The sequence below is a fragment of the Pseudomonas sp. B21-021 genome (assembly GCF_024749205.1).
In the GTDB taxonomy this organism is placed as follows: domain Bacteria; phylum Pseudomonadota; class Gammaproteobacteria; order Pseudomonadales; family Pseudomonadaceae; genus Aquipseudomonas; species Aquipseudomonas paraglycinae.
In genome coordinates this window covers 5,462,501-5,479,940 of record NZ_CP087192.1, presented here as the reverse complement: position 1 = coordinate 5,479,940, position 17,440 = coordinate 5,462,501, and the positions used below count along the sequence as shown (strand labels likewise).

Genomic DNA, 17,440 nt, shown 5'->3' with positions numbered 1-17,440 from the left:
ACAATTATCAAATGGCCGCCTTCACCCGTGGCGAGGTGACCGCTGCCGAGGATACTTGGCCTGCCGTCCCGATGTCCGGGAAAACCTTTCAAGGAAGCTGTCTATGCGCCTGAGTACCCGCGTTGCCGTGCTGTGTGTCGGACTGTTGGTCAGCCACCAGGCTGCAGCGACCGAGTTGCCGCAACGTTGGGTCAGCGCCGGCGGTGCGTTGTCGGAGTGGGTGAGTGCGCTGGGTGGCGAGGCCAAACTGGTAGGCGTCGACACCACCAGCCAGCATCCCGAGTCTCTCAAGTCGCTACCGAGCATCGGCTATCAGCGCAGCCTGTCGGCCGAAGGCATTCTCAGCCTGCGCCCGGACATCCTGATCGGCACCGAAGAAATGGGCCCGCCCCTGGTGATCTCGCAGGTTCGCAGTGCCAAGGTGCAGGTGGAATTGTTTTCGGCTCAGCCGGATCTGCCGACACTGGAAAAAAATGTCACCCATCTGGGTCAGTTGCTGGGCGCCGAAAGCCAGGCCGCGCAATTGCTGCAAAGTTATCAACAGCAGCTTGATGCGCAAAAGGCGCGAGTGGCTGAAGCGCAGACCCAGCAGAAAGCGCCGGGCGTGCTGTTGCTGCTCGGACATGCCGGCGGCAAACCGCTGATCGCCGGCAAAGACACCGCCGCCGATTGGCTGCTGCAACAGTCGGGCGGGCATAACCTTGCGACCCACACCGGGTACAAGCCGTTTTCTGTGGAATCCCTGGCCAGCCTCGATCCTGAAGTGCTGGTATTCGCTGACCGTGCGCTGACCGGCGAGGCGGCGAAAACGGCGCTGTTCAAGGAAAACCCGATCCTCAATTCCAGCCGTGCGGCCAAGACCGGACGCGTGCTGGAGCTGGATCCGACGCTGCTGGTGGGCGGGCTCGGGCCGCGTTTGCCGGCTGCGCTCAAGACCCTGTCTGACGGTTTCTACCCGGCCCAGAGCGGCCAATGACCACGCTGGTCAAACCCCGTGGCTTGTTCATCGGCCTGATCTTGCTGTGCCTGCTGGCGATCTGGCTGTCGCTGGCGTTGGGGCCGGTCAGTCTGCCGTTGTTCGATACCTTGCGCGCTGCGCTGCGCTTGATCGGTGTGCCGCTGGCGCCGGACGGGCTGGAACAGGCTGAACTGATTCTCGGGCAGATTCGTCTGCCGCGTACGTTGCTCGGGCTGGCAGTCGGCGGTGTGCTGGCGCTGTCCGGGGTGGCGATGCAGGGGTTGTTTCGTAATCCGCTGGCCGATCCTGGGCTGGTCGGCGTCTCGAGCGGTGCGGCGTTGGGCGCGGCGGTGGCGATTGTCGGCGGTTCGTTTTTTGGCGGATTGCCGGAGTGGTTCGGGCCTTATCTGCTGTCGGTTTGCGCGTTTCTCGGTGGCCTCGGCGTAACGGCGTTGGTCTATCGACTCGGTCGCCGTAACGGGCAGACGAATGTTGCGACCATGTTGCTGGCGGGTATCGCTCTGACGGCGCTGGCCAGTTCGGCGGTGGGGCTGTTTACCTATCTGGCCGACGACGCCACATTGCGCACGTTGACGTTCTGGAACCTGGGCAGCCTTAACGGCGCGAGCTATGCGCGGTTGTGGCCGCTGCTGATCATCACCGCCGGTGTTGCACTTTGGCTTCCACGGCGGGCGAAGGCGCTCAATGCGTTGCTGCTCGGCGAATCGGAAGCCGGGCATCTGGGGATCGATGTAGAACGGCTCAAGCGCGAGCTGGTGTTCTGCACGGCGCTGGGTGTCGGTGCGGCGGTGGCAGCGGCGGGCATGATCGGTTTTGTCGGGCTGGTGGTGCCGCATCTGGTGCGCTTGCTCGCGGGGCCTGATCATCGGGTGTTGCTGCCGGCATCGGTGCTGGCCGGGGCGAGTCTGTTGCTGCTGGCGGATCTGGTGGCGCGGCTGGCGCTGGCGCCGGCGGAACTGCCGATCGGCATCGTCACGGCGTTCATCGGTGCGCCGTTCTTCCTTTATCTGTTGCTGCGAGGGCGTGCCTGATGCTGCGTGCGCACAATCTGCACATCCGCCGTGGCCGCAAGACCGTTCTGGCCGATGTCAGCCTGCAACTCGAACCGGGCGAAGTGCTTGGCGTGTTGGGGCCGAATGGCGCCGGCAAAAGCACCTTGCTCGGCGCGCTGTGCGGTGAGCTGAGCGCGCACGAGGGGGAAGTGCTGCTGGACGGTGAGGCCTTGAGTCATTGGAGTGGCACTCAGCGCGCGCAGCGGCTGGCGGTGTTGCCGCAGGTATCGACCCTGGATTTCGCCTTTCGTGTTGAAGAAGTGGTCGGCATGGGGCGTCTGCCTTATCAGAGCGGGCGGGTGCGCGATGACGAGATCGTCGCTGCCGCATTGCGGGCGGCCGATGCCGGGCACCTGAGTGGCCGCAGTTATCTGGCGTTGTCCGGCGGCGAGCGTCAGCGCGTGCATCTGGCGCGGGTGCTGGCGCAGCTCTGGCCAGGACAGGCGGGGCAGACGTTGCTGCTCGATGAGCCGACCTCGATGCTCGATCCATTGCATCAACATACGACGCTGCAGGCAGTGCGCGAATTTGCCGATCGCGGCGCGGCAGTTCTGGTGATCCTGCATGATCTGAATCTGGCGGCGCGCTATTGTGATCGCATCCTGCTGCTTGAAGGCGGTCTCCCGGTCGCACTGGATACGCCGCAACAGGTGTTGCGCCCTGAATCGCTGAAGGCGGTTTTCGGTCTGGAAGTATTGGTGCAGCCGCACCCGGAGCGCGGGCATCCGCTGATCATCGCCCGCTGATGTCGTCATCGAGGTGAGGGTATGCGCGGGATTCTGCTGTTGGCGGTGTTGTGGCTTGCGGGTTGCCAGCATGTTGCGGAGCCGCCGGTCGTGGGCGAGATCCGTGATCTGCGTAGCGGCGAGAGTCTGACGGCGCAGCAATTACTGACGCAACTGAGCAGGCCGACGCGGCTAATCATTGGCGAACAGCATGACAACGCCGATCACCATGCCCTTCAATTGTGGTTGTTGCAGAACCTCGAAGAAACGCGACCCCAAGGCAGTCTCCTGTTGGAAATGCTGACGCCCGATCAACAGTCGCGGGTTGATGATGTGCGACATGCCACAACGCCACCGGTTGATCTTCCCGCTGCATTGGCCTGGCAGGACGGTTGGGACTGGAATCTCTACGGCCCGATTGTGCGGTTCGCCCTGACGCAATCCTGGCCGTTGCTGGCAGCCAACCTCGATAACATCGAAATTCGTGCGTTCTATCGCGATCCTCCGGTTTTGAGCGGTGAGCGCAGCAACGCCAAATCCGTGAAAGAGACGCTGTTGGAGCAGATCGGCGATTCTCACTGCGGCTTGCTGCCGTCATCACAAATGCCGGCGATGCTGGCCGTTCAACAACAACGGGATCGGCGCATGGCCTCGCGTTTGTTGGCGGCGCCTGCGCCTGCCTTGTTATTGGCGGGTGCGTATCACGCGCGCAAGGATGTGGGTGTGCCGCTGCATGTGCTGGATCTGGGCGCGCCGGAAGCGCCGACGGTGCTGATGCTGGCGGAGCAGGGCAGTCAGGTTACGGCGGCGATGGCTGATTATGTCTGGTACACACCAGCCACCCCGAAACCGGATTATTGCGCCGAGATGCGTAAACAGTTCAGTAAAAAATGACTTTTCCACAGGCAAAAAAAGACCCGGTAAAAACCGGGTCAAATAACCGTGATTAGCCTGATGAGGAGATAATCTGAGAGTCCGAACCAAGGGCTTTTCAGAATATCGACTGATCTCGCGACCAGTTGTGATAATCATAGCGATTCTCATTACCAAGTCAACTGCTGTTTTTTCATTTCTGTCGTTTTGTCCCGGCAATGGCGTAAACGCCCGGTGAATCCGGGCGTCAGATCTGGGCTGTGAGCTGCTTGTTGAGCTGGTCGATACGCCTCGCCATGCTTTCGATCAGGCTGTGGGCGATTTTCGGATTGGTGCGGGTCATGCTCAGAAACTGATCGCCGGGAATCAGCATTACGGTGCTCGCCTCCCGGGCAATGACCGTCGCGTTGCGCGGCTCGCCAGTAAACACCGCCATTGCGCCGAATATTTCATCCCTGGGCACGTCGCCTACCTTGTGCCCGTTAACAAATGCTTCGGCGTGTCCTTCGATAATCACGAACACATGGTCGGCGACATCGCCCTCGCGGATCAGAACGTCCCCGGCTTCAACCCGCTTGAAACCGTTGGTGCTGCGAAATTCGCGCGGCTTGAACTCGGCGACTGCGTGCGCCAGCAACGCCATCTGCCCGAGCAGGTAGCGCAGAAACTGCTCCGATCGCGACGTTTCGCCGTACACATGTTGAAACAAATCGCTTCGGCGATAGGGCAGTAATGTCAGCGGGCTGTCCGAGTACAGCGTGCAATCCGCCCATTCCGGACCCTGTTGCAGGCCGATCAAATCGCCCTCATGCCAATAGAACAGACCACGTCCACCCAGCCGGCCGGTGACGACACCTTGAGTGAGCAAGAACAACTGGTCGTCCGGCAAACGTGCCAACAGATCATCCGTGGCTTCAAGTTCCAGCGCTGGCCCGCACGGCGACAGGCCTTCAAGCCATTGCGCAGGCAAGCTCTGCAAGTGGTTGATCAATGCATCGGCCTGGGCCGATTGTTCCCCGAGCAGGTACATGGCGTTCAGTGCCCGTTAGTTCTTGTGGCGAGAGGAAATGGCTTCCAGCTGCTTGTTCAGCGCATCCTTGCGTTCGGCGGGAATGTCGTTCCAGTGCACATCCATCAACGCCCCTTCGATCGCGTACAACAACACCTTCGACGCCCGGAACCCGCGAGTGCGCACGGCCCGGTAGGCATCCACCGCACCGAGGCGACGCAAATCGGAGGCGCTATGGATGCCCACGGCATGCAGCCATTGCGCCGACGTCTTGCCAAGATTCTTCAGGTGTTGCAGTTCATCATTCATCAAGCCTCCTTGCGACGGCCGAATGGTGCGTGGGCGAGCTTCTCAGGAGTGTAGCCATCAGTAGGAAAAGCGTGGTTGTTTGGTCGGATTCAACGCAAACGCTTCTAAGAAACGTCAGTTTTCACTGATGAATCAGGACGGGGAGGGCGAGGGAGAATTACCAATAGCACGCAGTCCAGCGCAAAGCGGGGGCGCTGGACGGTTCAGGTTTTTAAAAGCTTCAGCGGGTGCGATAACGCAGGCGTGTACCGAAATTCATCGACATCAGGATTTCGTCGGCACTCAGCTCCGGCGGGAAGTAGGCCCCGGAAATCTGCGCATGAGCCAGGCTCGCGCCTTCCAGCGAGGCGTTGCGAAAGTCGATGCCGCGCAGGTCGGCGGAACGGAAGTAGGCGTCCCGGAAATCCACGCCATCGGCGTTCAGTTCACGCAGGTCGAGGCCACGGAAATCACCACCAACCATGTCGATCGGGCCGTCTTTCGGGCGTTCATTGTTGAAACCTGTGATGTCGTCTTTGTGCAGCAAGGCATAAAGCGGGGTGTCGAGAAGTTTCGGCTGGCTCATGTCAAATCACCTGTTGGTTTTATGACGCCAGTATAGTGCCACTATTTGACGGCCGTGAAGCGAGCGAGGGCTTCACGGCCGAAATAGTTTCTTACAGACCTGGCAGGCGCTGGCGAATCTGCGCCACGACGGTGTCGAGGGTGCCGGATTCATTGGTCTGCACGCGCTTGCTGCGCAGGATTTCTTCCGGCGTCAGGGCTTCGCGGTTGGCCTGTTGTGCTTCGATCACGGCGAGGGTCGCGTCGGACGGATCCTTCTTGTCCGCCTGACGAATCGCCAGCCAGCTCTCGATCACGGCCTGCGGAGCATTGCAGTCAAGGATCAGGAATGGCGCGCCAGTGGCTTCGGCGACCTTGGCGGCGTTGTCGCGTTGTTCGCGCTTGAGGTAAGTGGCGTCGATCACCACCGGGAAACCGGCGTGCAGGATCACTTCGGCGATTTCATGCAGACGAGCATAAGTCGCAGTGCTGGCATCGGCGCTGTAGATCCCGGCCTGAACATCATTGGCAACGGTTTGCTCGCCGAACAGACGTTTGCGCTCGACATCGGAGCGCAGACGGATCGCGCCCAGCGCTTCGACCAGGCGCATGGCCACATGGCTTTTGCCTACAGCGGACACGCCGTGGGTAATCGCCATGAAGCGCGAAGGAATGGTGCTGTAGCTTTCCGCCAGGTTGGCGTAGTTGCGGTACTGGCGCAGGGTGGTGGCGCGCTGCACCGGAGTGGCGTCGGCCGGCATGCTGAACAGTGCAACCTTTGCACGTACCAGCGCACGGTAAGCCTTGTAGAAGTTCAGCACTTCCAGGCCTTGGTAGTCGCCGGTCAGTTCCAGATACTGGCTGATGAAACGACGGGCCAGGGATTTCAGGCCACGGTCTTCCAGGTCCATCGCCAGGAAACCGGTGTCAGCCCAGACGTCGGTGAAACGGAACGGTTCGTTGAATTCGATGCAGTCGAAGATCACGACTTTGCCGTCGATCAGCGTGGCGTTGCCCAGGTGAATGTCACCGTGGCATTCGCGAGTTAAACCGTCTGCCTTGCGTTGGGCGAACAGTGGTTTCAGGCGATCGAAGCTGCTTTCGGCCCACGCTTGCAGGGCGTCGAGTTGCAGCAGGTCGTTCTTGTCGCTGAGGAACGGCAGGATCTGTTCGAAGTTCTGGCGCACCGGCGCCATCACGCTGTCAGGCGTACCGGCGTCGTGTTCGGCCGGGACTTTCGGCGCGTTGAGGTGGAAGCGGGCGATCTGCTCGGCCATCGCGTCGACGTGCGCGGCGGTCAGCTCGCCGTTGGCTTGCAGGGTGCTGAGCAGGCCGGTCTGCGGGAACTGGCGCATTTTCAGCAGGTATTCGATGGCCGGGCCTTCGCCACCCAGTTGCGGGGCTTCGGCGCTGCCGGTCACTGGAATCACTTCCAGATACAAATCTTCGGTCAGGCGCTGGTTCAGACGCAGCTCTTCGCCGCAGAAGTGTTCACGGGAATCGAGAGCGGTAAAATCAAGGAAGCCGAAATTCACCGGCTTCTTCACTTTATAGGCGTAGGGGCCGGTGAGCAGTACCCACGAGATATGGGTTTCGATGACCTGGAACCCTTCGACGGGGTGCGGGTAGAGGGCCGGGTTTTGCAGGGCAGCGATCAGGGACTGGCTCACGGACGATCCTTCAGAGACTGGGGGAAATTCAAGGCGCTCATTATGGCCGCTCGCCAGCCCGACGCAAACCTCGGAGCGCTCCTGTTGAGTATGAATAAAGTGCGTATAATCCGCCGCCATGACTCGTACTCGATCCCCCCGTACCCCTAAAAAACCAGCTTCCCGGGGCCTGCGCCCATGGTTGGGCTGGGCCCTTAAACTCAGTCTGGTCGGCCTTGTGGTGCTGGCCGGCTTCGCCGTTTACCTCGATGCCGTGGTGCAGGAGAAGTTCTCCGGCAAGCGCTGGACCATCCCGGCCAAGGTGTACGCGCGTCCGCTCGAGCTGTTCGTCGGACAGAAGCTGAGCAAGGACGATTTCCTCACCGAACTCGATGCCCTGGGCTATCGCCGCGAAGCCGTGAGCAACGGTCCCGGCGCGGCGGCGGTCAACGGCAACACGGTTGATCTGAATACCCGTGGCTTCCAGTTCTACGAAGGCCTTGAGAAACCGCAGCCGGTGCGCGTGCGTTTCTCCGGCGATTACGTGGCCGAACTCTCGGCGACCAACGGTTCGAAGCTCTCCGTGGTACGCCTGGAGCCGCTGATGATCGGCGGTATCTACCCGAAAAACCTCGAAGACCGGATTCTGATCAAGCTCGATCAGGTGCCGCCGTATCTGCTGGAAACCCTGGTCGCCGTGGAAGACCGGGATTTCTACAGCCACTGGGGCGTGTCGCCGAAATCGATTGCCCGTGCCGTTTGGGTCAACACTTCGGGCGGCAAGATGACCCAAGGCGGCAGTACGCTGACCCAGCAACTGGTCAAGAACTTCTACCTCACCAACGAACGCAGCCTGACCCGCAAGCTCACCGAAGCGATGATGGCGATGCTGCTTGAGCTGCATTACGACAAAAAGGAAATCCTTGAGGCTTACCTCAACGAAGTCTTTGTCGGTCAGGACGGCCAGCGTGCGGTGCACGGTTTCGGTCTGGCCAGCCAGTTCTTCTTTGCTCAGCCTTTGTCTGAGCTGAAGCTGCACCAGGTAGCGTTGTTGGTCGGCATGGTCAAAGGTCCGTCCTATTACAACCCGCGTCGCAACCCGGAGCGGGCGCTGGAGCGACGTAATCTGGTGCTCGACGTGCTTGAGCAGCAGGGCGTTGCTTCCGCCGAACAAGTGGCCGCCGCGAAGAAAATGCCGCTGGGCGTGACCACGCGCGGCAAGCTGGCCGACAGTTCTTTCCCGGGCTTCATCGATCTGGTCAAACGCCAGTTGCGTGAAGACTACCGCGACGAAGACTTGACCGAAGAGGGCCTGCGGATCTTCACCAGTTTCGATCCGATCCTGCAGATGAAAGCCGAAGCGTCGGTCAACGACACCTTCAAGCGCCTGTCCGGTCGCAAGGGTTCCGACGACGTGGAAGCGGCGATGGTCGTGACCAACCCGGAAACCGGTGAAGTCCAGGCCATGATCGGCAGCCGTCAGGCGAGTTTTGCCGGCTTCAACCGCGCATTGGATGCCGTGCGGCCGATCGGCTCGCTGATCAAGCCGGCGGTTTATCTGACGGCGCTGGAGAAACCGAGCCAGTACACGCTGACCAGTTGGCTGTCGGACGACCCGCTTTCGATCAAAGGCGCGGACGGTCAGGTCTGGAAACCACAGAACTATGACCGCCGCTCCCACGGCACAGTGTTCCTATATCAGGGGCTGGCGCATTCCTACAACCTGTCGACCTCGCGTCTCGGTCTGGCGGTCGGTGTTCCGAATGTCCTCAAGACGCTCGCGCGACTGGGCGTGACCCGTGAGTTTCCGGCGTTCCCGTCGATGTTGCTCGGCGCTGGCGGCATGACCCCGATCGAAGTCGCGACCATGTACCAGACCCTGGCCAACGGTGGGTTCAATACGCCTATGCGCGGGATCCGCAGCGTGCTGACTGCCGATGGCGAGCCGCTCAAACGTTATCCGTTCCAGATCGAGCAACGGTTCGATCCGGCCTCTATCTATCTGATCCAGAACGCCATGCAGCGGGTTATGCGTGAAGGTACCGGCAGTTCGGTTTATAACGTGTTGCCAAGAACCCTGACACTGGCGGGCAAGACCGGTACCAGTAACGATTCGCGCGACAGCTGGTTCGCCGGCTTCAGCCAGGATCTGCTGGCGGTGGTCTGGCTCGGCCGTGACGACAACGGCAAGACGCCGTTCACCGGCGCTACCGGTGCGTTGCAGGTCTGGACCAGTTTCATGCGCAAAGCCGATCCGCTGCCGCTGGACATGCCGCAGCCGGATAACGTGGTGCAGGCCTGGGTCGATTCGCGTACCGGCCAGGGCTCCGATGCCAACTGTCCGGGCGCCGTGCAGATGCCGTATATTCGCGGCAGCGAACCGCCACCCGGCGCCTCCTGCGCGGGCGAAAGCCCGGCATCGGGCGAGTCGGTGATGGATTGGGTCAAGGGCTGGATGAATTAAGCAAAGAGGGTTTCAAGTGAACAAGTGGTTGATTCCAGCGGTGACCGCCGTGGCTTTGCTCAGCGGCTGCTCCACCGTACAGCGTGGTTCGATTCCGGTTGTGGACTCCGGCACTGCCGTATCCAACAGCGAGCGCATTTCGGCCAATGGCGGTTTCCGTCAAACGACGGTGAAACGTCCTGCACAGGCCCAGACCCAGGCGATCCCGCAAGGTGATACCGGTGTGGTAGTGATGGTGCCGGGCGGCGCAGCGGCTTCGGCACCGATCAGCTCTTCGCCGATCGTTCCGGGCCCGGCGTCCGGCGGCATCACGCCGGGGCCGTACAACCCTTCGGCGGTCGAGTCGGCGCCGATCAGCTCCGGCAGCTACAGCATGCCTTCGACGCCCAGCGGCATTCCTTCGGCCAGCAGTGGCGGCGGTCTGTCTGCCGATGAACAACTGGACGGCCCGGTTCTCGCACTGTTGAGTACTGCGCAACAGCAGCAGGCCGGTGGCGACCTCAACGGCGCATCTTCCAGCCTGGAGCGTGCACAGCGTGTAGCGCCGCGCGAGCCGCAAGTGCTTTACCGTCTGGCGCAGGTGCGCATGGCCCAGGGCGATGCGCCGCAAGCCGAGCAGACCGCTCGCCGTGCACTGACCATGGCCAATGGTCGTCCGGACTTGCAGGCCAGTCTGTGGGAATTGATCGCTCAGGCACGTGAGAAGCAAGGTGATTCCGCCGGCGCCACTCTGGCCCGTCAGAAGGCCAAGGTTTCGCTGTGATGGACAGTCGTTTCTCCAAGGTCGCCGATCAATTGCTCTTGATCGAGCGTGAACTGCGCGCCCAGGGCTGGTGGGATGACGTCCAGCCCTCGGTCGAAGCCTTGAGCAGTGTCGAGCCGTTTTCGGTCGACACCCTCGATTTCGAGCAGTGGCTGCAATGGATCTTCCTGCCGCGGATGAAGATGATCCTCGAACAGGATCTGCCATTGCCCAATGCCTCGGGCATTCAGGAAATGGCCGAGATGGTTTTTGCCCAGCGCAATCTGCAGGGCAAAGATCGGCAGCTTCAGGTATTGCTCAAAGAGTTCGACCTGCTGATCACCGCTTCGCGCTGAACCGGAAACTGCCAGTGGTTACTGGCAGTTTTCCGCAATCTGTTTTTGTGCCTCCGCAGTACGTTGCTGGCGCTGGTCGTCGCTCAGCCGCCGCAATTCTCCCTCTACCTCCTCCCTCAAACGCGGATTGTTCTGCAGTTGCGCGAGATTCGTGCGCGCCTGTTCGCAAAATGCCGTGAGCTGATTCTGTTGCTCGGCCACTTGCTTCTTGACCTTGTCATCGATGGCTTTCTGGTCGCCCAGCGCGCCGCTGCCAGGTAATGCGGCAGGTATTGGTGCGGTAGAGGAGGGCGTCTTCACGGCGGTGGATGACTGCCCTTGTGGTGGCTGCTGATCGAAATGGGTGACGCCCTGGGCATCGACCCATTTGTAGATCTGACCGGCCATACACCATGGGCTGGCGCCGATTAGCAGAGTTAAGAGAAGCGTTCGCATGCTGATTCCTTGGCAAAACTGCGCAATTGAAGCTAACAGAGTAGCGGTTTCCAGGTTTTTTCTTGCGTTCTCATGTGCTTACCCACAATTAAGCACATAGACGACTTGACTTGCAGAGGGCGAAACAGAAGAATCCAAAGTCCGCTGTACAGGGACTGCCAGAAGCAGACCCTCTCGGCAGATCATGAGGCGCATATCCGCGTCGACCTGTTACACCCGCAACGCGTTACCTCGCGCTGGGTGGGAAAGGCCCGCAACACTTGGGACGATCCCAATACTTGCTCAGTCAGTGCTGACGTAGTCGGCGACCACCGTCGCTCATGCTCTGCCGAGAAGTAAACCTATTAAGACCCGTTCGCTTTTTTGTGGACGGTATTCTGGCGTTTTAGAGGTGAACAACGTGGAGCTTTTATCTGGCGGTGAGATGCTCGTCCGCTTTTTGCGTGACGAAGGCGTCAAATATATCTACGGGTACCCGGGTGGTGCTCTCCTTCATGTTTACGATGCCCTGTTCAAAGAACCGGAAGTGACCCACATCCTGGTTCGTCACGAACAAGCGGCTACCCATATGGCTGACGGCTACGCCCGTGCCACCGGTAAAGCCGGCGTGGTATTGGTGACTTCCGGTCCAGGCGCCACAAACGCCATCACCGGTATCGCCACCGCTTATATGGATTCGATTCCAATGGTGATCATTTCCGGTCAGGTGCCAAGCACCATGGTCGGCACCGACGCGTTCCAGGAAACCGACATGATCGGTATCTCCCGGCCGATCGTGAAGCACAGCTTCATGATCAAGCACGCGTCCGAAATCCCGGAAGTCATGAAGAAGGCCTTCTACCTGGCGCAATCCGGTCGTCCGGGCCCGGTCGTGGTCGATATCCCGAAAGACATGACCAACCCGGCCGAGAAGTTCGAATACATCTTCCCGAAGAAAGCCAAACTGCGTTCCTACAGCCCGGCCGTTCGCGGTCACTCCGGGCAAATCCGCAAGGCGGCAGAAATGCTCCTGGCGGCCAAGCGTCCTGTGCTGTACTCCGGCGGTGGCGTGATCCTCGGCAACGGCTCCGCGCCGCTGACCGAGTTGGCGCAAATGCTCAACCTGCCGGTTACCAATACCTTGATGGGCCTGGGTGGCTACCCTGGCACTGATCGTCAGTTCATCGGCATGCTCGGCATGCACGGCAGCTACACCGCGAACCTGGCGATGCACCATGCCGATGTGATCCTGGCGGTCGGTGCGCGTTTCGACGATCGCGTGATCAACGGCGCGCCGAAGTTCTGCCCGAACGCCAAGATCATTCACATCGACATCGACCCGGCTTCGATTTCCAAGACCATCAAGGCCGACGTGCCAATCGTGGGTCCGGTGGAGAGCGTCCTGACCGAAATGGTCGCGATCCTCAAGGAAATCGGCGAAACCCCGAACAAGGAAGCGGTCGCCAGCTGGTGGAAGCAGGTTGATGAGTGGCGCGGTGATCGCGGCCTGTTCCCTTACGACAAGGGCGACGGCAGCAAGATCAAGCCACAGACCGTGATCGAAACCCTGTGCGAAGTGACCAAGGGCGACGCCTTTGTGACCTCCGACGTGGGCCAGCACCAGATGTTTGCTGCGCAGTACTACAAGTTCAACAAGCCGAACCGCTGGATCAACTCCGGTGGCCTGGGCACGATGGGCTTCGGTCTGCCGGCCGCGATGGGTATCGCTCTGAGCTTCCCTGACACCGATGTTGCGTGCGTCACCGGTGAAGGCAGTATCCAGATGAACATCCAGGAATTGTCGACCTGCCTGCAATACGGTTTGCCGGTCAAGATCGTCATCCTGAACAACGGTGTTCTGGGCATGGTTCGTCAGTGGCAGGACATGAGTTACGGCAGCCGTCACTCGCACTCCTACATGGAATCCTTGCCTGACTTCGTCAAGCTGGCTGAAGCCTATGGCCACGTCGGCGTGCGCATCACCGAATCGAAAGATTTGAAGTCGAAGATGGAAGAGGCGTTCGCCATGAAAGATCGCCTGGTGGTGATCGATATTTCGGTCGACACCAGCGAGCACGTCTATCCGATGCAGATCAAAGACGGCTCCATGCGCGATATGTGGCTGAGCAAGACGGAGCGTACCTAATCATGCGGCACATTATTTCCTTGCTTCTGGAAAACGAACCCGGTGCTTTGTCTCGCGTAGTCGGCCTGTTCTCGCAGCGCAACTACAACATCGAAAGCCTGACCGTGGCGCCAACCGAAGACCCGACCCTGTCGCGTCTGACGCTGACCACTGTTGGCCACGATGAAGTCATCGAGCAGATCACCAAAAACCTGAACAAGCTGATCGAAGTGGTCAAGCTGGTGGACCTGTCGGAAAGTGCTCACATTGAGCGCGAACTGATGCTGGTCAAGGTCAAGGCCACTGGCGCCCAGCGCGCCGAGATCAAACGCACCACCGATATTTACCGTGGACAGATCGTCGACGTCAGTGCCAGCGTGTATACCGTTCAACTGACCGGTACCAGCGACAAGCTCGACAGCTTCATTCAGTCCATCGGCACCGCATCGATTCTGGAGACCGTCCGCAGTGGCGTCACCGGTATTGCCCGCGGCGACAAAGTACTCAGCATCTAAACCAAATTAGCGAATGGCCTGAACGGCCTGGATATAAAGGGGAAATTCATGAAAGTTTTCTACGATAAAGACTGCGACCTGTCGATCATCCAGGGCAAGAAAGTTGCCATCATCGGTTACGGCTCCCAGGGCCACGCCCAGGCGTGCAACCTGAAAGATTCCGGTGTCGACGTTACCGTCGGTCTGCGTAAAGGTTCGGCCACCGTTGCCAAGGCTGAAGCCCATGGCCTGAAAGTGACCGACGTGGCTGCCGCTGTTGCCGGCGCCGACCTGGTCATGATCCTGACCCCGGACGAGTTCCAGTCCCAGCTGTACAAGAACGAAATCGAGCCGAACATCAAGAAAGGCGCCACTCTGGCCTTCTCCCACGGCTTCGCGATCCACTACAACCAGGTTGTTCCGCGTGCGGACCTCGACGTGATCATGATCGCGCCGAAAGCCCCGGGCCACACCGTACGTTCCGAATTCGTGAAGGGCGGCGGTATCCCTGACCTGATCGCGATCTACCAGGACGCTTCGGGCAATGCCAAGAACGTTGCACTGTCCTACGCCGCCGGCGTGGGTGGCGGTCGTACCGGCATCATCGAAACCACCTTCAAGGACGAGACCGAAACCGACCTGTTCGGCGAACAAGCCGTTCTGTGCGGCGGTACCGTCGAGCTGGTAAAAGCCGGTTTCGAAACCCTGGTTGAAGCTGGCTACGCGCCGGAAATGGCCTACTTCGAGTGCCTGCACGAACTGAAACTGATCGTTGACCTCATGTACGAAGGCGGTATCGCCAACATGAACTACTCGATCTCCAACAACGCTGAATACGGCGAGTACGTGACGGGTCCGGAAGTGATCAACGCCGAATCCCGTCAGGCCATGCGCAACGCCCTGAAACGTATTCAGGACGGCGAATACGCCAAAATGTTCATCAGCGAAGGCGCAACCGGCTACCCTTCGATGACCGCCAAGCGTCGTAACAACGCCGCTCACGGTATCGAAATCATCGGCGAGCAACTGCGCTCCATGATGCCGTGGATCGGTGCCAACAAGATCGTCGACAAAGCCAAAAACTAAGTCGTCGAACCTTGTATGAAAAAACGCGGCCTCGGCCGCGTTTTTTCGTATGGGCGGGCGGTTCTGGTATAAAGCTGCATCGTTTGTGGCCGAACCGTCGTCCCAGACACCTGTCGAAAATGTCCAATCCGTTGCAAGGTACTGTCCATGAGCGAACGTCCCGAAGAGCCGAACCAGGCTTCCGACGCCGAAAGCCTGCTGCCCATCGATGAGCACATCGAAGAAGGGCATGACGCAGAAGGCCGTAAAGTCCGGCATCGTGGTATCTATCTTCTGCCGAATCTGTTCACCACTGCGAACCTGTTCGCAGGGTTCTATTCCATCATCAACTCGATGAGTGCCCAGGCTGCGCTGAGCGCCGGTGACTCGGCGAATGCGAGCAAGTACTTTGCCTTTGCTGCCATCGCGATTTTTGTCGCCATGGTGCTCGACGGTCTTGATGGTCGCGTAGCGCGCATGACCAATACCCAAAGCGCCTTCGGCGCCGAGTACGACTCGCTGTCGGACATGGTCGCCTTTGGTGTCGCGCCGGCATTACTGGCATTCGGCTGGGCGCTGGGTGACATGGGCAAGGTCGGCTGGATGGTTGCCTTCATTTATGTGGCGGGTGCGGCATTGCGTCTGGCGCGCTTCAACACTCAGGTAGGTACCGCCGACAAGCGCTACTTCATCGGCCTGGCCAGCCCGGCTGCTGCTGGTGTGGTCGCGGGTATTGTCTGGGCGTTCAGTGATTACGGGATCCAGGGTTCGAAGATGTCATTCCTGGTTGCACTGATGGTGGCGGCTGCCGGCATGCTGATGGTCAGCAACATCAAATACAACAGCTTCAAGGAGCTGGATTTGAAGGGGCGCGTGCCTTTCGTGGCGATCCTTGCGGTGGTGCTGGTCTTTGCCGTGGTGTTCAGCGATCCGCCTCGCATTCTGCTGCTGGTGTTCCTCGCTTATGCCGCGTCGGGCCCGGTGCAGTATCTGTTGCATCTTCGTCGTCACAAACACGCCGAGTGATGTAATTTCCCTCATACTCCGCAGTCTATGGTGCATCTGTCCTCCAAAGCTGCGGAGTTGCCATGCTGATCAAAGTCCCCAAAGCGTCCGATTGCCATGAGTCGGACGTAACGCCTGAATCCATTTATCTCTCTCGCCGACAATTGCTCGGAGCGACTGCGGCCGGTTTGGCCGTGAGCACTTTGCCGCGCTGGGCCAGTGCCGAAGAGGCTGCCCGCTATGCCGATGTAGAGGCCGGAAAAGCGCCCGCCTGGTTTGCCGAGAAGTTGCCCTCTGTCAAATGGGGCGCGGTGAACGTCAAGAATGAGGCGATCACACCTTTCAAGGACGCCACCCATTACAACAACTTCTATGAGTTCGGTACCGACAAGGGTGATCCGGCGGCCAATGCCGCTTCCTTGAAAACCGAACCATGGACTGTTGTCGTGGACGGGGAGGTGGGTAAGCCTGGGCGTTATGCCCTGGAAGACTTCATGAAGCCTTACCAGCTGGAAGAGCGTATTTATCGCCTGCGTTGTGTCGAGGCGTGGTCGATGGTGATTCCCTGGATCGGTTTTCCCATCTCGGCACTGTTGAAGCAGGTAGAACCTACTTCGAATGCCAAATACATTCGCTTCGAAACCTTGCAGGATCCGAAGAGCATGCCCGGACAGCGTTCGGGATTTGCCCTGATCGACTGGCCTTATGTAGAAGGTTTGCGTCTGGATGAGGCGATGAATCCCTTGGCGATTTTGGCGGTGGGTATGTATGGCCGCGAATTGCCAAACCAGAACGGTGCGCCGTTGCGTCTTGTGGTGCCTTGGAAGTACGGCTTCAAAAGCGTCAAATCCATCGTGCGGATCAGTCTGGTCAGCGAACAGCCGAAGACAACCTGGCAGAGCATTGCTGCGGATGAGTACGGGTTCTATGCGAATGTGAACCCTACTGTCGACCATCCACGCTGGACTCAAGCGCGGGAGCGGCGACTGCCTAACAGTCTGTTCAAGCCGAATGTGCGTGATACGCAGATGTTCAACGGCTACTCGGATGAGGTCGCTTCTTTATATACAGGGCTCGATCTGCGGAAGAACTACTGATGCGATATCCGATCTGGCGCGTAGGCGTTTTCCTGGCTGCGGCGATCTGGCCGCTGTTGTGGTTCTATCAGGCTTTTGCGGATCTGCTTGGGCCAGATCCGGGGAAGGTTCTGGTTGATCGGCTAGGGCTTGGGACATTGGTATTGCTGTTGATCACCCTGAGTATGACGCCGCTGCAGAAACTTACGGGGTGGGCCGGGTGGATTGCCGTGCGCCGTCAGTTGGGGCTCTGGTGTTTTGCCTATGTGGTTCTGCATCTTTGCAGCTATATGGCGTTCATTCTCGGTTTCGACTGGTCGCAACTCGGTGTCGAGCTGCGCAAACGTCCCTACATCATTGTGGGTGCTCTGGGTTTTCTGGGGTTGTTTGCATTGGCGATTACCTCCAACCGATACAGTCAGCGCCGTTTAGGTACCCGCTGGAAGAAGTTGCACCGGCTGGTGTATGTGATTCTCGGGTTGGGATTGCTGCATATGTTGTGGATTGTGCGTGCTGATCTTAAGGAGTGGGCAATCTATGCCTTTATAGGTGTTTTCCTT

General features: G+C 59.5%; 18 protein-coding genes (1 of these 18 only partly in view). 13 read left to right on the top strand and 5 right to left on the bottom strand.

Features of this window, described 5'->3' with window-relative positions; all coding sequences use genetic code 11:
• The first annotated feature begins 103 nt into the window (after nucleotides 1–103).
• From LOY31_RS24610 to LOY31_RS24595, 4 genes are read left to right on the top strand one after another with little or no spacing between them, the layout of a single operon-like run.
• Nucleotides 104–976 carry a hemin ABC transporter substrate-binding protein gene (locus LOY31_RS24610; protein WP_221535422.1) on the top strand — a complete coding sequence of 291 codons (873 nt, stop codon included), beginning with the start codon at nucleotides 104–106 and terminating at the stop codon, nucleotides 974–976.
• Nucleotides 977–1,026: 50 nt separating this feature from the next.
• Nucleotides 1,027–2,010 (top strand): iron ABC transporter permease, encoded by a 984-nt coding sequence (locus tag LOY31_RS24605; RefSeq protein ID WP_176247740.1) that lies wholly within the window; start codon nucleotides 1,027–1,029, stop codon nucleotides 2,008–2,010.
• On the top strand, nucleotides 2,010–2,777 hold the full coding sequence (locus tag LOY31_RS24600; RefSeq protein ID WP_085608668.1) for a heme ABC transporter ATP-binding protein: 768 nt from the start codon (nucleotides 2,010–2,012) through the stop codon (nucleotides 2,775–2,777). The genes LOY31_RS24605 and LOY31_RS24600 overlap by 1 nt, the downstream gene beginning before the upstream one ends.
• 21 nt (nucleotides 2,778–2,798) lie before the next feature.
• A complete protein-coding gene (locus tag LOY31_RS24595) occupies nucleotides 2,799–3,650 on the top strand; it encodes a ChaN family lipoprotein (RefSeq protein WP_221535423.1) in 852 nt (283 codons plus the stop codon).
• A 226-nt stretch (nucleotides 3,651–3,876) separates the two neighbouring features.
• On the opposite strand, the gene LOY31_RS24590 is transcribed toward LOY31_RS24595, so the two are convergent.
• The 4 genes from LOY31_RS24590 to LOY31_RS24575 all read right to left on the bottom strand — a co-directional run bounded on the left by LOY31_RS24590 (nucleotide 3,877) and on the right by LOY31_RS24575 (nucleotide 7,160).
• Nucleotides 3,877–4,659, bottom strand: a complete 783-nt coding sequence (locus tag LOY31_RS24590) for a Crp/Fnr family transcriptional regulator (protein ID WP_221535424.1) — start codon at nucleotides 4,657–4,659, stop codon at nucleotides 3,877–3,879.
• Between the two features lie 15 nt (nucleotides 4,660–4,674).
• A complete protein-coding gene (locus LOY31_RS24585) occupies nucleotides 4,675–4,947 on the bottom strand; it encodes a TfoX/Sxy family protein (RefSeq protein ID WP_003228231.1) in 273 nt (90 codons plus the stop codon).
• A gap of 220 nt (nucleotides 4,948–5,167) precedes the next feature.
• Nucleotides 5,168–5,512: a pentapeptide repeat-containing protein gene (locus LOY31_RS24580; RefSeq protein ID WP_007959639.1), complete on the bottom strand. Its 345-nt coding sequence runs from the start codon at nucleotides 5,510–5,512 to the stop codon at nucleotides 5,168–5,170.
• 91 nt (nucleotides 5,513–5,603) lie between these two features.
• Nucleotides 5,604–7,160, bottom strand: coding sequence for a bifunctional aminoglycoside phosphotransferase/ATP-binding protein (locus LOY31_RS24575; protein ID WP_221535425.1), 1,557 nt, complete (start codon nucleotides 7,158–7,160; stop codon nucleotides 5,604–5,606).
• A gap of 118 nt (nucleotides 7,161–7,278) precedes the next feature.
• Here LOY31_RS24575 and mrcB point away from each other — a divergent pair, with 118 nt between their 5' ends.
• The 3 genes from mrcB to LOY31_RS24560 are packed head-to-tail and all read left to right on the top strand — an operon-like array spanning nucleotide 7,279 to nucleotide 10,701.
• Nucleotides 7,279–9,603, top strand: a complete 2,325-nt coding sequence (gene mrcB, locus LOY31_RS24570) for a penicillin-binding protein 1B (RefSeq protein ID WP_007959641.1) — start codon at nucleotides 7,279–7,281, stop codon at nucleotides 9,601–9,603.
• Between the two features lie 16 nt (nucleotides 9,604–9,619).
• Nucleotides 9,620–10,366 carry a hypothetical protein gene (locus tag LOY31_RS24565; RefSeq protein ID WP_007959642.1) on the top strand — a complete coding sequence of 249 codons (747 nt, stop codon included), beginning with the start codon at nucleotides 9,620–9,622 and terminating at the stop codon, nucleotides 10,364–10,366.
• Entirely contained in the window at nucleotides 10,366–10,701 is a 336-nt protein-coding gene (locus tag LOY31_RS24560; protein ID WP_064599443.1) for a YqcC family protein, read from the top strand. Before LOY31_RS24565 ends, LOY31_RS24560 begins: the two co-directional genes overlap by 1 nt.
• An 18-nt stretch (nucleotides 10,702–10,719) precedes the next feature.
• Here LOY31_RS24560 and LOY31_RS24555 read toward each other — a convergent pair whose 3' ends face one another.
• Complete coding sequence (locus LOY31_RS24555; protein ID WP_007959651.1) at nucleotides 10,720–11,136, bottom strand: DUF4124 domain-containing protein; 417 nt, start codon at nucleotides 11,134–11,136, stop codon at nucleotides 10,720–10,722.
• A gap of 400 nt (nucleotides 11,137–11,536) precedes the next feature.
• Between LOY31_RS24555 and LOY31_RS24550 the strand changes: the two genes are divergently transcribed.
• The 6 genes from LOY31_RS24550 to msrQ form a co-directional block, all read left to right on the top strand.
• Nucleotides 11,537–13,261, top strand: a complete 1,725-nt coding sequence (locus LOY31_RS24550; RefSeq protein WP_085608788.1) for an acetolactate synthase 3 large subunit — start codon at nucleotides 11,537–11,539, stop codon at nucleotides 13,259–13,261.
• Nucleotides 13,262–13,263: 2 nt separating this feature from the next.
• Complete coding sequence (gene ilvN, locus LOY31_RS24545; protein ID WP_003176102.1) at nucleotides 13,264–13,755, top strand: acetolactate synthase small subunit; 492 nt, start codon at nucleotides 13,264–13,266, stop codon at nucleotides 13,753–13,755.
• 48 nt (nucleotides 13,756–13,803) lie between these two features.
• Complete coding sequence (gene ilvC, locus LOY31_RS24540; RefSeq protein ID WP_007959661.1) at nucleotides 13,804–14,820, top strand: ketol-acid reductoisomerase; 1,017 nt, start codon at nucleotides 13,804–13,806, stop codon at nucleotides 14,818–14,820.
• Between the two features lie 147 nt (nucleotides 14,821–14,967).
• Nucleotides 14,968–15,825 (top strand): CDP-diacylglycerol--serine O-phosphatidyltransferase, encoded by an 858-nt coding sequence (gene pssA / locus LOY31_RS24535; protein ID WP_007959662.1) that lies wholly within the window; start codon nucleotides 14,968–14,970, stop codon nucleotides 15,823–15,825.
• Between the two features lie 62 nt (nucleotides 15,826–15,887).
• Nucleotides 15,888–16,901, top strand: coding sequence for a protein-methionine-sulfoxide reductase catalytic subunit MsrP (gene msrP, locus LOY31_RS24530; protein ID WP_085608663.1), 1,014 nt, complete (start codon nucleotides 15,888–15,890; stop codon nucleotides 16,899–16,901).
• On the top strand, nucleotides 16,901–17,440 hold the 5' portion of the coding sequence (gene msrQ / locus LOY31_RS24525; RefSeq protein ID WP_221535427.1) for a protein-methionine-sulfoxide reductase heme-binding subunit MsrQ. It continues 84 nt past the right edge of the window; only the first 540 of its 624 coding nucleotides appear in the window; its start codon is at nucleotides 16,901–16,903; the stop codon falls past the right edge of the window. Before msrP ends, msrQ begins: the two co-directional genes overlap by 1 nt.